Origin of the sequence: Streptococcus infantis, from assembly GCF_047464715.1 — a bacterium.
GTDB classification, from domain to species: domain Bacteria; phylum Bacillota; class Bacilli; order Lactobacillales; family Streptococcaceae; genus Streptococcus; species Streptococcus infantis_S.
Genome location: NZ_JASHBJ010000002.1, coordinates 239507 through 256662, shown reverse-complemented (window position 1 = coordinate 256662; position 17156 = coordinate 239507). Strand labels below are relative to the sequence as shown.

At 40.1% G+C, this 17156-nt stretch carries 12 protein-coding genes and 1 tRNA gene; 11 read left to right on the top strand and 2 right to left on the bottom strand.

The genetic code is table 11. The annotated features are described in order from the left end of the window. The first annotated feature begins 5 nt into the window (after positions 1-5). The 4 genes from murA (at position 6) to QM419_RS06000 (ending at position 3797) form a co-directional block, all read left to right on the top strand. The gene (murA, locus tag QM419_RS06015) at positions 6-1292 is read left to right on the top strand and encodes a UDP-N-acetylglucosamine 1-carboxyvinyltransferase (RefSeq protein ID WP_414254281.1); all 1287 of its coding nucleotides are present in this window, start codon (positions 6-8) and stop codon (positions 1290-1292) included. Continuing rightward, the gene (locus QM419_RS06010) at positions 1279-1473 is read left to right on the top strand and encodes a DNA-directed RNA polymerase subunit beta (RefSeq protein ID WP_414278216.1); all 195 of its coding nucleotides are present in this window, start codon (positions 1279-1281) and stop codon (positions 1471-1473) included. The genes murA and QM419_RS06010 overlap by 14 nt, the downstream gene beginning before the upstream one ends. 46 nt (positions 1474-1519) lie before the next feature. Beyond that, positions 1520-2347, top strand: coding sequence for a DNA/RNA non-specific endonuclease (locus QM419_RS06005; RefSeq protein ID WP_414278215.1), 828 nt, complete (start codon positions 1520-1522; stop codon positions 2345-2347). A 118-nt stretch (positions 2348-2465) separates the two neighbouring features. Then, positions 2466-3797 (top strand): hemolysin family protein, encoded by a 1332-nt coding sequence (locus QM419_RS06000; protein WP_178895475.1) that lies wholly within the window; start codon positions 2466-2468, stop codon positions 3795-3797. Between the two features lie 85 nt (positions 3798-3882). Here the strand turns inward: QM419_RS06000 and QM419_RS05995 are convergent. Then, positions 3883-3953 (bottom strand) — tRNA-Cys (locus QM419_RS05995). A 179-nt stretch (positions 3954-4132) separates the two neighbouring features. On the opposite strand from QM419_RS05995, the gene QM419_RS05990 reads away from it, so the two are divergent. The 6 genes from QM419_RS05990 (at position 4133) to QM419_RS05965 (ending at position 10967) form a co-directional block, all read left to right on the top strand. After that, complete coding sequence (locus QM419_RS05990) at positions 4133-6112, top strand: peptide ABC transporter substrate-binding protein (protein WP_414278214.1); 1980 nt, start codon at positions 4133-4135, stop codon at positions 6110-6112. Between the two features lie 65 nt (positions 6113-6177). Beyond that, positions 6178-7674 carry an ABC transporter permease gene (locus QM419_RS05985; protein WP_178895474.1) on the top strand — a complete coding sequence of 499 codons (1497 nt, stop codon included), beginning with the start codon at positions 6178-6180 and terminating at the stop codon, positions 7672-7674. Continuing rightward, entirely contained in the window at positions 7674-8600 is a 927-nt protein-coding gene (gene oppC / locus QM419_RS05980) for an oligopeptide ABC transporter permease OppC (RefSeq protein WP_006150281.1), read from the top strand. Before QM419_RS05985 ends, oppC begins: the two co-directional genes overlap by 1 nt. A gap of 8 nt (positions 8601-8608) precedes the next feature. Beyond that, a complete protein-coding gene (locus tag QM419_RS05975; RefSeq protein ID WP_414278213.1) occupies positions 8609-9676 on the top strand; it encodes an ABC transporter ATP-binding protein in 1068 nt (355 codons plus the stop codon). Between the two features lie 10 nt (positions 9677-9686). Then, complete coding sequence (locus QM419_RS05970; protein ID WP_414278212.1) at positions 9687-10613, top strand: ATP-binding cassette domain-containing protein; 927 nt, start codon at positions 9687-9689, stop codon at positions 10611-10613. A gap of 153 nt (positions 10614-10766) precedes the next feature. After that, positions 10767-10967, top strand: a complete 201-nt coding sequence (locus QM419_RS05965; RefSeq protein ID WP_414278211.1) for a mechanosensitive ion channel protein MscL — start codon at positions 10767-10769, stop codon at positions 10965-10967. Positions 10968-11209: 242 nt separating this feature from the next. Here the strand turns inward: QM419_RS05965 and QM419_RS05960 are convergent, their stop codons facing one another. Beyond that, positions 11210-16486: an SIALI-17 repeat-containing surface protein gene (locus QM419_RS05960; protein ID WP_414278210.1), complete on the bottom strand. Its 5277-nt coding sequence runs from the start codon at positions 16484-16486 to the stop codon at positions 11210-11212. 313 nt (positions 16487-16799) lie between these two features. Here QM419_RS05960 and QM419_RS05955 point away from each other — a divergent pair, with 313 nt between their 5' ends. Then, positions 16800-17045, top strand: a complete 246-nt coding sequence (locus QM419_RS05955; protein WP_004251708.1) for a YneF family protein — start codon at positions 16800-16802, stop codon at positions 17043-17045. Positions 17046-17156 lie beyond the last annotated feature (111 nt).

Genomic DNA, 17156 nt, shown 5'->3' with positions numbered 1-17156 from the left:
TATTTATGGAAAAAATTGTAGTTCGAGGTGGCGATAATCGCCTAGTCGGAAGTGTCACCATTGAGGGTGCGAAAAATGCAGTTTTGCCACTACTTGCGGCGACGATTTTAGCAAGCGAAGGAAAAACAGTTTTAAAAAATGTTCCTATCTTGTCAGATGTCTTTACCATGAATCAGGTAGTTCGTGGATTAAATGCGAAAGTTAATTTTGATCAAGATGCACACATTGTTGAAGTGGATGCAACAGATGATATCACAGAAGAAGCTCCTTATAAGTATGTCAGCAAGATGCGTGCGTCTATTGTAGTCTTGGGTCCAATCCTAGCTAGAGTTGGTCACGCTAAAGTTTCGATGCCTGGTGGATGTACGATTGGTAGTCGTCCTATCGACCTTCACCTTAAAGGTTTGGAAGCAATGGGAGCTAAGATCACCCAAACGGCTGGTTATATCGAAGCTAAGGCAGAACGCTTGCATGGAGCCCATATCTATATGGACTTTCCTAGTGTTGGGGCAACTCAAAACTTGATGATGGCTGCAACCCTAGCTGATGGCGTAACTGTTATCGAAAATGCCGCGCGTGAACCTGAAATTGTAGATTTAGCTGTTCTTTTAAACAAAATGGGGGCTAAGGTCAAAGGCGCGGGAACAGAGAGCATTACCATAACTGGTGTTGAAAACTTGCATGGTGCAACCCATAACGTTGTTCAAGACCGTATTGAAGCAGGGACGTTCATGGTTGCTGCTGCAATGACAGGTGGAGATGTCCTGATTCAAGATGCCATCTGGGAACACAACCGTCCCTTGTTGGCGAAATTACAGGAAATGGGTGTTGAAGTCATCGACGAAGATGAAGGAATCCGCATCCGTTCTCAACGAGACAAACTAAAAGCAGTTCATGTCAAGACCTTACCACATCCAGGGTTTCCTACAGACATGCAGGCGCAGTTTACTGCTCTTATGACGGTTGCTCAAGGAGAATCGACTATGATTGAGACAGTCTTTGAGAATCGCTTCCAACATCTAGAAGAAATGCGTCGCATGGGCTTGCATTCTGAGATCATCCGTGACACTGCTCGTATCGTTGGCGGGCAACCTCTCCAAGGGGCAGAAGTGCTGTCTACGGACCTTCGTGCCAGTGCAGCCTTGATCCTGACAGGTTTAATAGCTGAAGGTGAGACTGTTGTTGGGAAACTTGTCCATTTGGATAGAGGTTATTATCGTTTCCATGAAAAATTAGCTCAGTTAGGGGCTAATATTGAACGGGTAAGTGTGGAAGCTGATGAAGATGAATAAAGAAGTATCTTATGTGCTACGTCGATTTCTATTGGTCATTACTGTTTTGCTTCTAGGGATTTTGGCGCTTGGAATTGGCTTGATGATTGGCTATGGTATCGTAGGAAAAGGTCAAGATCCGTGGGCAATTTTGACACCCGATAAATGGCATGAACTGATTGCAAAATTTACAGGGAAATAGGCTGGGGAACCGGCCTTTTTCTAAGGATAAAAAATAAGGAGGAAACATGAATAAAAAAACCAGACAGGCTCTCATAGGTCTCCTGATTTTTCTACTTTTGTCGGCAGGAAGTTACTACATGAGAGAAATGCAGGCTTCCAATGCTACACCACAAACACAGGTACAGCAAAAGTCAGAGTCACCTGATACTCCTAGTCAAGAATTGGCTGAGAGTGTATTGACTGATTCGGTCAAAAAACAAATAAAGGGATCCCTTGAGTGGAATGGAGCAGGTGCCTTTATTGTTAATGGGAACAAAACCAATCTAGATGCTAAGGTATCAAGTAAACCCTATGCTGATAATAAAACAAAAACTGTAGGTGGTGAGACCGTTCCTACCGTAGCCAATGCGCTCATGTCAAAGGCAACTCGACAGTACAAAGACCGTGAAGAGACGGGGAATGGTTCAACTTCTTGGACACCAGCAGGATGGCATCAAGTTAAGAATCTAAAAGGAACCTACAATCACGCAGTAGATAGAGGGCATTTATTAGGCTATGCCTTGATTGGTGGTTTGGATGGTTTTGATGCATCTACTAGCAATCCAAAAAATATTGCTGTACAAACAGCCTGGGCCAACCAAGCACGAGCTGAAGATTCGACTGGACAAAACTACTATGAAAGTCTAGTACGAAAAGCTCTAGATAAGAATAAACGAGTGCGTTACCGTGTTACGCTATTGTATGCAACTGAAGATGATTTAGTACCATCTGCTTCTCAGATAGAAGCCAAATCTTCTGATGGTGAATTAGAGTTTAACGTTGTGATTCCAAATGTTCAAAAGGGGATTCAGTTAGATTACCGAACAGGAAAAGTAACCGTTACAAAAGATTAATAGAGAGACAGTCCCTTATCGTTTCGATAGGGGATTTACTATAGAAATCGAAAATTAATGTGTAGAAGTTAAAAAATGTGGTATAATAGTCTCAATTATACTTTTTAGGAGAAGGAAAATGGAAGACCCGAGCAGTCAGGATTTGTTACTGCAATTTGTATTATTAGTTGTTTTGACCTTTTTAAATGCTTTTTTCTCTGCGACAGAGATGGCTATGGTTTCCCTTAGTCGTTCACGTGTTGAACAAAAGGCTGAAGAAGGTGATAAACGTTATATCCGTTTGCTAAAGGTACTTGAAAACCCAAATCACTTTTTATCAACCATTCAAGTTGGGATTACTTTAATTACAATCTTGTCAGGGGCTAAACTTGCAGACTCTCTTGGACAATTGATAGCCTCATGGATGGGGAATAGCGAAACTGCGCATGCAATCGCAAGCTTCCTGTCACTTGCTTTTTTGACCTATATTTCAATCGTTTTTGGTGAACTTTATCCTAAACGCATTGCTCTAAATCTTAAGGATGCCTTGGCAATCCGAACTGTACCATTTATTATTGCTCTCGGTAAGATTGTGAGTCCCTTTGTTTGGATGCTATCTGCATCAACCAATCTTTTGAGCCGTTTGACGCCGATGACATTTGACGATGCTGACGAAAAAATGACTCGGGATGAGATTGAGTATATGCTTACCAATAGTGAAGAAACTTTGGATGCGGATGAAATCGAAATGTTGCAAGGAATTTTCTCACTAGATGAGCTCATGGCACGTGAAGTCATGGTTCCTCGAACAGATGCCTTCATGGTAGATATCCAAGATGACACTCAGACCATTATCGAAAGTATCTTAAAACAAAACTTTTCTCGAATTCCTGTCTATGATGATGACAAGGACAACGTGATTGGTTTGATTCACACCAAGAGTCTGCTAAAAGCGGGTTTTACCGATGGTTTTGATAATATTGTATTGAAAAAGATATTACAGGAACCTCTCTTTGTACCTGAAACTATTTTTGTTGATGATTTGTTAAAAGAACTGAGAAATTCACAAAGACAGATGGCTATTCTTCTTGATGAATACGGAGGAATGGCTGGTTTGGTAACACTCGAGGACCTCCTTGAAGAGATTGTTGGTGAGATTGATGATGAGACTGACCGTGCTGAAGTCTATGTTCATACTATCGGCGAGGGCACTCATATTGTCCAAGGGACAATGAATTTGAACGATTTCAATGATTATTTTGATGTCGAGCTTGAAAGTGACGATGTAGATACCATTGCTGGTTATTATTTGACTGGTGTGGGGACTATTCCAACATCAGAAAAACTCAGTTATGAGTTAGATAGTGGCAACAAGCATATCACCTTGACAAATGACAAGGTAAAAAATGGTCGTGTCACCAAGCTTAAGGTTCAAATTCAAGAACTTGAATCAGAAGAAGAAACTGAATAAAACAAAAGCTTTATCAGAGAAAACTGATAGAGCTTTTTTAAGCGTTAAAAAGAAAAGACTCCGTTAGGAGTCTTTGTTTAAATAGAGGCGGTAGACGGATTTGAACCGACGATCAAGCTTTTGCAGAGCCGTGCCTTACCACTTGGCTATACCGCCTTAACTTTTATTATTATACCTTGAAAATTGTTTCTCGTCAATAGTTTTCTTTTCTGAAAACATAAGATTCAAATGTTTAAAAAAACATGCGACAAAATATTCTGAAAATTCGTTTACTTTTTAAAAAAACTGTGGTATAATCTTCAATATCCACAATTTAAAACGAGGAGTTTAAAAATATGAAAAAAAGTCGGATTCTTGCGGTAGCGGGTGTTGCGCTACTTGCTACAGGCGTTCTTGCAGCTTGCGGTTCTTCAAAATCATCAAATGCTGAAGCACCAAAGGCTTATGGCTATACTTATACTGCTGACCCAGAAACATTGGACTACCTAATTTCTGGTAAACAAAGTACAAAAGTTGCTACTTCAAATGGTATCGATGGTCTCTTTACAAATGACCAATATGGAAATCTAACTCCTGCAGTCGCTGAAGACTGGTCAGTATCTCAAGATGGATTGACATATACATACAAGATTCGTAAAGGTGTAAAATGGTTCACATCTGATGGTGAAGAATATGCAGAAGTAACTGCAAATGACTTTGTTACAGGTTTGAAACACGCAGCCGACAATAAATCAGCTGCTCTTTACCTAGCACAAAATTCTGTAAAGGGATTGGCTGACTATTTATCAGGGACTAATACAGACTTTTCTGCAGTAGGTATTAAAGCTGTTGATGATTACACTCTTCAATATACATTGAACCAACCTGAACCATACTGGAACTCTAAATTATCTTATGGGATCTTCTGGCCTTTGAATGCAGAGTTTGAAAAATCAAAAGGTAAAGACTTTGGTAAGGCGACAGATCCAACATCATTGCTTTACAATGGTCCTTTCTTGCTTAAAGGATTGACAGCGAAGTCTTCTATCGAGTTTGCGAAGAATGAACAGTATTGGGATAAAGACAATGTTCACATCGATACTGTAACACTTTCTTACTATGATGGTTCAGACCAAGAGTCACTTGAGCGTAACTTTACAAATGGTGCATATAGTTATGCACGTCTCTTCCCTACTAGCTCAAACTATTCTAAAGTAGCAGAAACATATAAAGATAATATCTACTATACCCCACAGGGAGCTGGTATTGCTGGTTTAGGTGTTAACATTGACCGTCAAAGTTATAAATATACATCAAAAACAACTGACGAGGAAAAGACTTCTACTAAGAAAGCTCTTCTTAACAAAGACTTCCGTCAAGCTTTGAACTTTGCTTTTGACCGCACTGCTTATTCAGCTCAGCTAAATGGTAAGGATGGAGCCGCCCTTGCTGTTCGTAACCTCTTTGTCAAACCTGACTTTGTTTCTGCTGGAGATAAGACATTTGGTGACTTGGTTACTGAGAAAGTTGTTTCTTATGGTGATGAATGGAAAGACGTAAACTTTGCGGATGCTCAAGATGGTCTTTACAATGCTGATAAGGCTAAAGCAGAACTAGCTAAAGCTAAAAAAGTCCTTGAAGCAGATGGTGTAAAATTCCCAATCCACTTGGATATTCCAGTTGACCAAACATCTAAAAACTATATCGCTCGTATCCAATCATTTAAACAATCTGTTGAGACGGCTTTGGGTACAGATAATGTAGTTATCGATATTCAACAAATCACTACAGATGAATTACAAAATGCTACATACTACGCAGCTAGTGCGGCAGCAGAAGATTGGGACCTTTCAGGTGCTGTTGGATGGAATCCAGACTATGATGATCCATCAACATACCTTGACATCTTGAAAACAACTAATAGTGAAACAACTAAGTCCTACATGGGCTATGATAATCCATCAAACCCAGCGGTTGCTCAAGTTGGTTTGAATGATTATGACAAATTAGTTGATGATGCAGCTAGTGAAACAACCGATCTTAATAAACGTTATGAGAAATATGCAGCAGCTCAAGCTTGGTTGACAGATAGCTCACTCTTCCTTCCAGCTATGTCTTCTTCAGGAGCAGCACCAATCATTTCTCGCGTAGTACCATTCTCAGCATCTTATACTCAATCTGGTGATAAAGGTTCAGATGTTTACTTCAAATATCTTAAATTGCAAGCGAACACTGTAACTGCTAAAGAGTACAAAGAAGCTCGTGAAAAATGGCTCAAAGAAAAAGCTGAATCAAACGAGAAAGCTCAAAAAGAATTAGCGAGCCACGTGAAATAAATAATGCTCATTAGAACTTTCTCTCCAAAAGGAGAAGGTTCTTTTGGGATTTTAAAGGAAATAATATGAAAAAATATGTTTTTATGCGTATCTTGCGGTCGTTAGTTTCTATCTTTTTAGTAACGACCTTGATTTACACAATCATCTATACGATGGTTCCACGGAAGTTGATCTTCAAACAAGATACTAACTACAATAAAATTGCAACTACAGCTGATAAACGCGATAACTATGAAAATACCGTTTATGAGCGTATGGGTTATATCGAATATTACGATACAAAAGAGTTGCAGGAAAAAGCTAGTAGCATTGACCCTTCTGTTACAGTAGATGCAAATGATACAAATAAAGCTATCTATGAAAAATACATCCAACAACTTGGGAACGGTTGGACTTTAGGTGAGTTTACAGAGAGCGGTCAATTCTATGCTACTCGTGAAATCCCTATTTTCGAGCGTGTGTTCAAATTCTATGCAAACTTGCTTGATATTGACCATACAAACAAGATTCAAGACCCAGAAAATCCTAACTTAGAGCGTTATTTGCGTTTTGAAAACGATCCAGCGATTGGATGGTCTTTGGTAGGTTCAGGGACTAAACATAAATACCTCTTGTACTTCAACAGTCAGTTCCCATTTGTTCATCAGAACTTTGTGAACTTAAATCTAGGAGATTCTTACCCAACTTATGCCAATACTCCTGTTCTTCAAGTTATCACACAAGGTCAAGGACAAACCAAGACTTCTGAAGTTCAATTCCCAACTGGGAAGAAAACTTCATCAGTCAACATTTACACAAGAACTTATAAATCACCAAGTCAGGCGGATGCACGTGAAGTAGCTAACTACGGTAAAGGTGATCCATATACAGCTACTGAAAGCAACTATCAGTATCCATCTATGATTACCAGTTCTGCTATTGCTGGTTTGATTGGCCTTGCAATTTCGTATGCGATTGCGGTTCCACTTGGTTCTGCAATGGCTCGTTACAAGAATACTTGGATTGATAGTTTCTCTACAGGAGCTTTAACATTCTTACTTGCTCTTCCAACTATCGCTCTTGTCTATATCATTCGTTTGATTGGTTCTTCAATTGGACTCCCTGATTCATTCCCTATCTTGGGTGCTGGAGACTGGCGTTCATATGTACTACCTGCAGTTATTCTTGGTTTACTTGGTGCTCCTGGTTTGGCTATCTGGATTCGTCGTTACATGATTGACTTACAATCACAAGACTTTGTTCGTTTTGCACGTGCAAAAGGTCTTTCTGAGAAAGAAATTTCAAACAAACACATCTTTAAAAATGCTATGGTACCGCTCGTTTCAGGTATTCCAGGTTCTATTATCGGTGTTATTGGTGGAGCTACTCTTACTGAAACAGTCTTCGCCTTCCCAGGTATGGGTAAAATGTTGATTGACTCTGTAAAAGCGTCAAATAATAACATGGTTGTTGGTCTAGTTTTCATCTTTACTTGCGTCTCAATCTTCTCTTACTTAATTGGGGATATTTGGATGACAATTATTGACCCACGTATTAAGTTGACAGAGAAAGGAGGCAAATAATGTCTACAATTAGTAATGATAAATTTCAGTTTGTAAAACGCGATGACTTTGCCTCTGAAGCAATTGATGCTCCTGCCTACTCATATTGGGGTTCTGTTTTTAGACAATTTTTGAAAAAGAAATCAACCATCATCATGCTTGGTATTTTGATTTCAATCGTTTTGATGAGTTTCATCTACCCAATGTTTTCTGATTTCGACTTCAATGATGTAAGTAAGGTAAATGATTTTAGCGCTCGCTACATTAAACCAAATGCGGAACATTGGTTCGGTACAGATAGTAATGGTAAGTCTCTTTTTGATGGTGTCTGGTTTGGAGCCCGTAACTCTATCTTGATTTCCGTTATTGCGACCTTTATCAATATTGTAATTGGTGTTATTGTCGGCGGTATCTGGGGTATTTCAAAATCAGTTGACCGCGTCATGATGGAAGTTTATAACGTTATTTCCAACATCCCACACTTATTGATTGTTATCGTCCTAACATACTCAATCGGAGCAGGTTTCTGGAATTTGATTTTTGCCATGAGTGTAACGACTTGGATTGGGATTGCCTACTCAATTCGTATCCAAATCATGCGTTACCGTGACTTAGAGTACAACCTTGCTTCACGCACACTCGGAACTCCAACATACAAAATTGTCATTAAAAATATCATGCCACAATTGGTATCTGTTATTGTTACGACTACATCACAAATGCTTCCAGCATTTATCTCATATGAAGCCTTTCTATCATTCTTTGGACTTGGACTACCAATTACAGTACCAAGTTTAGGTCGATTGATTTCAGATTACTCACAGAACGTAACGACAAATGCATACCTCTTCTGGATTCCATTGACAACTTTGGTTTTGGTATCCTTGTCGCTTTTCGTAGTTGGTCAAAACCTAGCGGATGCTAGTGATCCACGTACACATAGATAGGAGTAGACATGACAAAAGAAAAAAATGTAATTTTGACTGCTCAAGATATTGTCGTGGAATTTGATGTTCGTGACAAAATTTTGACAGCTATTCGTGGAGTATCTCTGGAGTTGATTGAGGGCGAAGTGCTTGCACTCGTTGGAGAGTCTGGTTCAGGGAAATCTGTTTTAACAAAAACTTTTACAGGAATGTTGGAAGAAAATGGTCGTATTGCCAAAGGTAGTATTATTTACCGTGACCAAGATTTGACTGAATTTTCTTCTCATAAAGATTGGGAGCAAATTCGTGGTGCGAAGATTGCAACGATCTTCCAGGATCCGATGACCAGTCTTGACCCAATCAAAACAATCGGAAGTCAAATCACAGAAGTTATTGTTAAACACCAAGGAAAAACGGCTCAAGAAGCAAAAGACTTGGCGATTGACTATATGAATAAGGTTGGTATCCCTGACGCTGAGAGACGTTTTAATGAATATCCATTCCAGTATTCTGGAGGAATGCGTCAACGTATTGTTATTGCGATTGCCCTTGCGTGTCGTCCAGATGTTTTGATTTGTGATGAACCAACAACAGCCCTTGATGTGACCATCCAAGCTCAGATTATTGACTTGTTGAAAACACTTCAACAAGAATACCACTTTACAACGATCTTTATCACACACGACCTTGGTGTTGTAGCAAGTATTGCTGATAAAGTTGCAGTTATGTATGCTGGTGAAATCGTTGAGTATGGTACAGTTGAAGAAATTTTCTACGATCCACGTCACCCATACACATGGAGCCTCTTATCAAGTTTGCCACAGCTGGCTGACGATAAAGGAGAATTGTATTCAATTCCGGGAACACCTCCATCACTGTATACTGAATTGAAGGGAGATGCTTTTGCTCTTCGTTCAGATTATGCGATGAAGATTGATTTCGAAGAAAAAGCTCCTCAGTTTGCAGTATCTGATACTCACTGGGCTAAAACATGGTTGCTTGATGAACAAGCTCCAAAAGTTGCAAAACCAGCAGTAATTGCAGATTTACACGATAAGATTCGTGAAAAGATGGGCTTTGCTCATCTTGAGGACTAGGAGGAAGGAAATGTCTGAAAAATTAGTAGAAGTTAAAGACTTAGAGATTTCCTTCGGAGAAGGAAGCAAAAAGTTTGTAGCCGTTAAAAATGCAAACTTCTTTATCAACAAAGGTGAAACGTTCTCACTCGTTGGAGAATCTGGTAGTGGTAAGACAACAATTGGTCGTGCCATTATTGGCCTTAATGATACCAGCAAAGGGGATATCATCTTTGATGGGCAAAAAATCAATGGTAAAAAATCACGTGAACAAGCAGCGGAATTAATCCGTCGCATTCAAATGATTTTCCAAGACCCAGCCGCAAGTTTGAATGAACGTGCAACAGTTGACTATATCATCTCAGAAGGTCTTTACAACCACCATTTATTTAAAGACGAAGAAGAAAGAAAAGAAAAAGTTCAAAACATCATTCGTGAAGTAGGACTTTTGGCTGAACACTTGACACGTTACCCTCATGAGTTCTCAGGTGGACAACGTCAACGTATCGGGATTGCTCGTGCCTTGGTTATGCAACCTGACTTCGTGATCGCGGATGAGCCAATTTCAGCCTTGGACGTTTCAGTGCGTGCCCAAGTTTTGAACTTGCTCAAGAAATTTCAAAAAGAATTGGGCTTGACCTATCTCTTTATCGCCCACGATTTGTCAGTAGTTCGTTTCATCTCTGATCGTATCGCGGTAATTTATAAGGGTGTCATTGTTGAAGTGGCTGAAACTGAAGAATTGTTTAACAATCCAGTTCATCCATACACACAAGCACTTTTATCAGCTGTGCCGATTCCAGATCCAATCTTGGAACGTAAGAAAGTTTTGAAAGTCTATGATCCTAATCAACATGACTACGAAACTGACAAACCCTCTATGGTTGAAATTCGTCCAGGACATTATGTTTGGGCTAACCAAGCAGAATTGGAACGATATAAAAAAGAAATTAAATAATGAAAAGTTTTATAATCTTCCTAGTATTATTCTAGAAAGGTTATGAAACTTTTTTATTTTGCAGATAAAAACTTGATAATCTACATAAACTTGATATACTGAATACAACAAGAACTAATTTGTTAGAAACGATATGAACTAAGGGAGAATCATATGGACAACCAACCAAATTTTTTTACCAACATGGCAAGAGTGATTGGAACATGTCTTTGGGTAAAAGGAATGGAAGTATTGACTGAGAAGAAGGGATCTGAGCCAAAAGTCATAGAGGTTGCTAAATTTCTTACGGCTTATAAAATGCTATCAACTCTGCCTTGGATTGCGGGACTTCCTAGAAAGGAAGATAAAAAATGAAATTTATTTGGGATATTTTATTTTATATCATAGTCAAGCCACTAATCGCCATTCTAGAATTCATTTGGTATCACATTTGTTTAATTTTTTATGAATTCCTTTTGAATTTGTTATATTCGATTTTTAACTGGATTTATAACTGGCTTTTTAGTTTATTTTAAAATACTCTGAAATAAATCAAAAGGATGAGTAATTTACTCATCCTTTTTCTATTTATCTAAATCTTTATAGATTTATTGGGATCACTCTTTTTCCCCTTTAATCAAGAAGGCAGAAGTTAAAGCTAGACTGAGACTTGCCATGAAGAGGAGTGGGCTAGACTCTTCTCCAGTGGCAGGAAGCTGTTTGTCATTTGTAGAATTTTCACCATTAAGCTGGTTTTTATTTGCTAATGGACTAGCTTCTTTGATTTGACTTGAGCTTGGTTGTTGGACTTCTGTTTCAGTCTTGTAGACGATAGCATAAGTAGTCAAATCAAGGGTTAGAAACTCAAGCTTGCCATCACGAATGGTGAAATCTTGTGCTTTCAAGTCTTTTTCTGAACTGAAACGATAGAATCCTTGGACTTTACCAGAAATTGGTAATCGAACCAGTACAGCACCTTTTGCTTGGATTGGTTGACCATTTTCATTCTTGAGTTGAATGTTGTAGGCATCATATTTCTTGCCCAAGAGTTCTTGCTTGTCTACTTTCTGGATTTCAAGATAACTTGCTTCACCTAGCTCATTTGCTCCACTGATGACTTGAACTCCGGTAGCCTGGTCTTTTAAGGCTTTGAGTTTAAACTCAGGAAGAGAGATGCTAGGAGCCGCTTGGTCACTCGCAGTACCGATAGGTCCAGTGTATTCAGGGATATCTACGCTAGGCGCAGCCTGATCGCTTGCAGTACCGATAGGTCCAGTGTATTCAGGAATATCTACGCTAGGCGTAGCCTGGTCGCTCGCAGTACCGATAGGTCCAGTGTATTCAGGAATATTCACGATAGGCGCTCCCTGTTCTCCCGCAGTACCGATAGATCCAGTGTATTCAGGAATATCTACAGTAGGCGCAGCCTGGTCGCTCGCAGTACCGATAGGTCCAGTGTATTCAGGAATATCCACGCTAGGAGCCGCTTGGTCGCTCGCAGTACCGATAGGCTCAGTGTATTCAGGAATATCTACAATAGGCGCTTCTTGTTCCCCTGCAGTACCGATAGGCTCAGTGTATTCAGGAATATCCACGATAGGAGGTTCCTGTTCTCCCGCAGTTCCAATTGGGTCAGTATATTCAGGAATGGTTACTACTGGAGCAGGCTCATCACCTTTGCTTGTAACAACTTTTTCTTCTACAGGGGCAGTTTCCCCTTTTGGAAAGACTGTTACAATAGTACTGCTTCGTGTTTCTCCTAGGACAGCATAAGCTTCTATTGGATTGCCGGATTTACGGTCCGTAGTTTCAGGGATGTCGATTTCTACCTTGTTATCCTTTATGCTTAATACAGTTTGCTCGCCAGAAGTTACAAGAGGATCTTCATCGACTTTTCTTAGGAGTAGGGGATCTGTAACACCAGGGAATGTCACAGCAACAGCATCCCAATTACCAGTTGGTAAAGTTAGTGTTACTTTCTTATCTTCTACCTTTATAGGTTCGAGGCTTGGGGTATCTAATGATACTGATGGAGCTTTTAGAATATCGAATGAGTCCAGGGAGATTTTCTTTCGACCGTCTGGAGAATCTTGGTCCACTTTCAAAGTTAAGACATGTTCGCCATCTGTTAGATTAGTGAATTCGCCAATCAATGCTCCTTTTTCGGTAGCTCCGGCAGTGTAGAAGTCAAGGCTTGGCATTTCTTTTCCATCGAGTGTCACAAGGGCCTTGCCAAGAGCTGAAGTTTTCAGTCCATAGATACGGATACCTGTTCCAGAGAATGGAATTCTTGCAGTTGCTTCAGGAGCAAGACTATCGTCTGCATTGATATCCGCATATTTCTCTGTAGAAGCATAGAGTTCCGCATCAGTCCAGTCTTTAAATGCTGAGCCGTATTGGATACGAGAATCACGATCATCTATTTTCTCAACTGTTTCTCCTTGTCCTGGGAAGACCTTGAAGTAATCTAAGGAAATTTTTGAGCGTTCACTTCCGCGTCCCTTATGTTCACGCTTAACAGTGATAGTCATAAGGTGAGGGCCTGAAGAAAGATTTGTATAACGACCGATTAGGACACCCTTTTCAGTAGCTCCAGCCGTATAGAAATCTAGCTCACCAACAGATTTGCCATCGATTGTAACCTCAGCAAGTCCTAATTGAGAAGACTTGAGTCCGTAAATTTCAATACCAGGTCCATTGAAAGGAATGGTTGCTGTTGCATCCTTATCGGAATAATTCCCATTTGAGATATCGGCGTATTTTTCTGTTCCGCCAAAGAGTTCTGAGTCAGACCAATCTCTAAAGGCAGCACCATATTGAATACGAGAATCACGATCGTCCATTAGCTCACTAAAAGCTGAGATTGAAGTAGCAACAGAAACAGGTGTTGAGCGTTCTCCCAAAACTGCCTGGACTGTATATGTATAAGCGTGGCTTGAATCAATAGAACGATCGATGAAGTGAGTTTGGTTGGTTGTAAACTCACGGACGGTAGAGTTTTGACTATTTTCATCCGTGCTTTCTCGACGGATAATATAGTGAGTTGCTCCCTCGACTGCATTAAAGTTGAGTTCAGCAGTTGTTGAATCTTTTCGTTGGGCAGTCAGACGAGTAATACGACCAGAGAAGTTTTCAAAGGTAATGACATCACCCTTTTGAGTTGCAAGTTGAATGCGGTTGTCTTTGATGCGGGTAGCTTGTACTTCCTTACCGTTTACCTTGACAAGGCTAGCTTCGATATTTGGATAGTCTACGACTAAATCCCCACCAACATTAGAAATGAAAGATAGCGTTTCAAGATTCTTTTCTTTCCATTTCATGCTGACTTCAAAGTTACCACGAGCTACTAGACCTGAGACTTGACCATCTTTCCATGCATCTGGAAGGGCTGGTAATGGAGCAATGTAGCCGGTATGAGACTGAAGGAGCATTTCTGCCATACCGCTGGTTGCACCAAAGTTTCCATCAATTTGGAAAGGCGCGTGCGTATCCCAGAGGTTTTCTAGAGTTGAAGACTTGAGCTGTTCAGCCAACAAACGGTGGGCACGATTTCCATCTAGGAGGCGAGCCCAGAGGTTGATTTTATTGGCCTTAGACCAACCAGTTCCACCATCTCCACGGTGGTTTAGGGTTGCGCGTGCAGCTTCTAGATATTCAGGCTGATCCTTGCCAAATAGAGTACCTGGGAAGAGTCCAACCAGATGAGAAACGTGGCGGTGATGGTTTTCAATTCCTTCATTAGTGAATTGAGGGCTGTCTTCCTCGTACCATTCCTTGATACGACCGTCTTGGTTGATATGAAGTGGTTTGAGCTTGTCAAATTTAGCCTTCACTTCTGTCACCAAATCTTGGTCGACATTGAGATGATTGGCTGCTTCCATATAATCATGGAATAACTGCCAAACTAGAGATTGGTCAAAGGTATTCCCAATCGTAATGGTTCCATGCTCTGGCGAGTATGATGGAGAAGAAACCCAACGGTCACTGGCCTTGTCGTAGTGTAAGAAGGAGTTCCAGAACTTGGCTGTTTCCTTGAGCATTGGATAAATCTTTTCTTTGAGATAAGTTTCATCCTTGGTGAATTTGTAGTAGTCATAGACGTTCTGCATCATCCAAGCATTGGCAGCTGGAGACCAGCCCCAATAGTAGTTCCAGCCAGGAGTAGTCCAGCCAAATGGTGTCGCCTGAGTATGAACCAACCAACCGTTTTCTTGACCTTCTTTGGATTCGATACCTGCGTATTCTTTAGCAGCGATACGACCATAATAGCGCATGTCATCGATATAATTGATCATTGGCTTAGCTGTTTCTGCGAGATTACTCATGTAGGCAGGCCAATAGTTCATTTGTAGGTTGACATTGAGGTGGTAGTCTGAGTTCCAAGGTGGATTATCTACAGCATTCCAGACTCCTTGCAAGTTGGCAGGGAGGGCATCTGTCCGGTTACGAGAAGAACTGATCAGTAGGTAACGTCCGTATTGGAAGAAGAGTTCTTCTAGTTTTTGTCCTTTTGTTGGATTATAGGTTTGAAGAGCTTCTTTTGTAGTTTGATTAGACTTGCTACCGCCGAGGTTTAGTTGAACACGATTGAAAAGACTTTGGTAATCCTTGATGTGGTCATTTTTCAGAGTCTCATAGTCTTCGGCTTTGGCAGCTTCTACGATAGATTTGACAGTCTTTTCTACATCAATATCCTTGCGATAGTTGGTTTTCGGATTTTGAGCAAAATTAGTCTTGGCGCTGAGTAGCAGTGTTGCATAACTGGCTCCTGTAACTGTCAAATAACCATCTTGAGCAGTGACTTGTCCATCTGTCTTGATACCAAGATAAGAGGCAAATTTAAGACCGTTGTCTTTGACAGTTCCCTTGAGTAAAATACCATTAGAATCAACGCTTACAGTACCTTGTTTGTATTTAGAATTCTCCCAAGAATAATCTCCATTAGCAATCAAATCTTCAGTCAAGCTATTCCAAAGTGTAAAATCAAGCGTCTTATCTCCCTTTTTAGTCAAATGGGTAACAGTGACGTCATCTGGAAAACTAGAGAAGGTTTCTCGTTTGAAACTTGTCCCATCTTGAGTATAAGAGGTAGTTGTGATAGCTTCAGAAATATCTAAGTCACGACGATAGTCGGTAACGTTCTCCAAGCCTTTCTTTTGGTTGTTAAAGACCATGAAGATATCACCAAAAGATAAGTAACGACCATACTGAGCATTATTTGGACCCACTAGGTTGCGCTCTGCCAATTGTTTGGCTTTTTGGCGGTTTCCTTCTTCCAAGGCTTTACGAATTTCTGCCAAAACCTTATAGCGGTCCTGATAGTTCCCTCCATTGTAGTCAGTGCTATCAGGATGTGGCCCACCAGACCAGAGAGTTTTTTCATTGTATTGGATTCTTTCTTCACCGATTAATCCAAAAACCTTAGCCCCCATTTCACCGTTTCCGACAGGCAAGGCTTGTTTTTCCCAGCCGTCATAAGAAGGAGCAGTTGGTTGGTCGTAATGAAGTTGATAGTTTTCTTGCTTAGTCATAGGAAGTTCTGGCTTTTCACTCTCCTTATTTTCAGAAGGTTCAACTACAGCGTTAGTCTCTGATTGATGATGTGTTTGAGGTAATTCCTTTTCAGGTTTTACCTCTTTGTCAGCTAATTCAGTAGAAGGATGAGTGTCTGTGCTTGGCTGATTCTCCGTCTTTGCTTGACTTGGTTCCTCAACTTTTGTATCCACTTGAACCGTCGTCTCACTAACATTCGTTTGATTGTCCTTCACTTCGAGGCTTTCAGCAGCTACATTCTGTGTCGCTAGAAAAACAGCTCCCAGTAGAACAGAAGCAGTTCCAACGGTCAACTTTCGGATGCTATACTTACAGGATTTTTCCCAATAGCTCTTCTCCATAAAAACTCCTTTCTCAATTCTGTAAGCGCATACATTTTTTGGTAAAAAAATAAGCCTTGCAGAAAGATGTTTCCTTTGATTTGTATAATCTTAATATAGCAAATAAATCCAACCATTGCAAGGTTTTTTCGGAAAAACTGAATTATTTTACCAAATTTTAGTTCTTTTTTTTTATTTTATTGAATTAAAAAAGATTAGAGTAGAAAAAGAATTTGAGTAATGCCCTACCCTTTTGAAAGCGTAAATCAAACTAGTCAGGCGTGGGACTTTATGGTATAATATAGAAGATTCAAAAAGAAACAGGAGAAATATTATGGACCTTATTTTAGCAATTGTCTTGATTGTTTTAGCTTTTCTTGGTGGAGCACTTGGAGGAATGTACTTGGTGCGCAAGCAAATCGAAAAAGAATTTGCTGATAACCCACGTTTGAATGCAGAAGCAGTTCGTACTCTGTTGAGTGCAAATGGTCAAAAACCAAGCGAAGCTAAGGTACAACAAGTGTACCACCAAATCATTCGCCAACAAAAAGCAGCCCTTGCTAACAATAAAAAGAAATAAAATAGGAAAAGTCTGGGATGAAAGTTCCAGACTTCTCACTATGTTCAACTGATATTTAGAACTAAGACTTTTTCCTTGCATTCTATTGATATTTGATTATGATTAAGAAGG